Origin of the sequence: Mesorhizobium sp. M7A.F.Ca.CA.002.04.1.1 (assembly GCF_004022805.1) — a bacterium.
GTDB classification, from domain to species: Bacteria; Pseudomonadota; Alphaproteobacteria; order Rhizobiales; family Rhizobiaceae; genus Mesorhizobium; species Mesorhizobium ciceri.
In genome coordinates this window covers 1-1,709 of sequence record NZ_RZPL01000959.1, presented here as the reverse complement: position 1 = coordinate 1,709, position 1,709 = coordinate 1, and the positions used below count along the sequence as shown (strand labels likewise).

The 1,709-nt window shown below is 61.7% G+C and carries 3 protein-coding genes; all 3 read left to right on the top strand.

Annotated features, from left to right (window positions below):
• Positions 1 to 106: 106 nt before the first annotated feature.
• The 3 genes from ENZ75_RS30990 (at position 107) to ENZ75_RS30980 (ending at position 1,665) form a co-directional block, all read left to right on the top strand.
• Entirely contained in the window at positions 107 to 796 is a 690-nt protein-coding gene (locus tag ENZ75_RS30990; protein WP_013531017.1) for a TetR/AcrR family transcriptional regulator, read from the top strand.
• 118 nt (positions 797 to 914) lie between these two features.
• Complete coding sequence (locus ENZ75_RS30985) at positions 915 to 1,451, top strand: SspB family protein (protein ID WP_013531016.1); 537 nt, start codon at positions 915 to 917, stop codon at positions 1,449 to 1,451.
• A 16-nt stretch (positions 1,452 to 1,467) separates the two neighbouring features.
• Entirely contained in the window at positions 1,468 to 1,665 is a 198-nt protein-coding gene (locus ENZ75_RS30980) for a DUF4169 family protein (protein ID WP_024501426.1), read from the top strand.
• Positions 1,666 to 1,709 lie beyond the last annotated feature (44 nt).

Genomic DNA, 1,709 nt, shown 5'->3' with positions numbered 1-1,709 from the left:
TCGAGAGCGAGTTCTGTTCGTCTCTCTCATGCGAAATCTCTTAATCTTGTGTCCACAAATTTAGACACTCTTGTCTAAATCGTCAATCACCTCTATATAGTTTTTTATGAAGCTGCACGTTTCTCCTGACATTTTCCCGCCACGCGGTCATGAGGCCAAGCGCCTGTCGATCGTCGACTCCGCCGCCACCGTGTTTTGCCGCGAAGGTTTCGCCGGCGCCAATATCGACCTGATCGCCGCCGAAGCCGGCGTCTCGCGCCAGACCATCTACAACCATCACGGCGACAAGGAAAAACTGTTCGTCGCTGTGGTCCGTGATCTGACCGAACGTTGCAATGCCGGCATCTTCGCCACCATTGCCACCTTCCCCGATCAGCCGGGGGATCTCGAAGCCGACCTGATCGGCTTTGCGGTGCGTTTGAATCAGAATTGCATCTGCAACCGCGATGGAAAATTCCTGCGCAAGCTGATCCAGACCGAAGGCGAGCGCTATCCCGAACTGTTTGCCGAATGGCGCGAACAGGGACCGGGCAGGACATGGCCGGCAATCGCCGCCCGCTTCGCCCGCCTCGCCTATGGCGGCTATCTCACGATCGAGGACCCGGACGTGGCGGCACGCCAGTTCCTTGGCCTCGTCAATGCCGAACTGCAGACCACGTTCATGCTTGGCGGCTCGCCGCGCGAGGACGAGGTGCTGCAATCTGCGACCAATGGCGTGCGTACCTTCCTGCGCGCCTTCGGCAAGCGCCGCTCCGCGGCATCGTCCGAAAAGCAAAGCGCGCTCGCCAGCGCCTGAGCGATCAAATCGCTGGCAATAGTCTTCGCTTCCGCGCGAGGGTGATCTATATGCGGTTTACGCCGCGCTCAAGCTTGATTACAGCTATGCGGACGATTCAACGGAACCCGACCGCCACATGGCCGACGACCACATCCGCTACGACATTCTGGCCCAGGAGGCGTTGCGCGGCGTCATGCGCAAGGTCCTGGCCGAGGTCGCGCGCACCGGCCTCCCCGGCAACCACCACTTCTTCATCACCTTCCTGACCGGCGCGCCGGGCGTACGCGTGTCTTCGCGGCTGCGCGAGCGCTATCCCGAGCAGATGACCATCGTCATTCAGTTCCAGTATTGGGACCTGAAGGTGACCGATACCGGCTTCGAGGTTGGCCTGTCCTTCTCCGATGTGCCGGAAAAACTCGAAATCCCGTTCTCGGCCGTGCGCGGCTTCTACGATCCCTCGGTCAATTTCGAACTCGAATTCGACGTCAAGACGGATGGTGCGGCAGCCGATGAACCGGCTGCGCCAACTCCGGAGCCGTTGACCATCGTCTCCGAGAAAAAGCCGAAGGCCGAGAAGAAGGCCGCCGCGGAGGCGGAGAAGAAGCCCGCGGCCGCGGACGCCGCCACCAAGGGCGCCGAAGTGGTCTCGCTCGACGCCTTCCGCAAGAAATAGGCCGGCGACTTACGCCGTGGCCGAAATCGTCAATCTCCGCCAGGCCCGCAAGCAAAAGGCGCGGGACGAAAAGCTGCGCGCCGCCGAACAGAACCGCGCGCTGCACGGCCGCTCCAAGGCCGAAAAGGAACGCGACCGCGTCGCCGCCGACAAGAGCGAAAAATTCGTTGCAGGGCATCGTCGTGAAAAGCCCGGCGACCCCGGCCGTCAATGAGCCCGGTCGAAAAGCGTTCGGTGACCAGTCGCGGCCACCGCACC

Bases quoted from the DNA above. Each gene is read 5' to 3' on its own strand.
- ENZ75_RS30990 (WP_013531017.1), top strand. From the start codon at position 107: ATGAAGCTGCACGTTTCTCCTGACATTTTCCCGCCACGCGGTCATGAG.
- ENZ75_RS30985 (WP_013531016.1), top strand. From the start codon at position 915: ATGGCCGACGACCACATCCGCTACGACATTCTGGCCCAGGAGGCGTTG.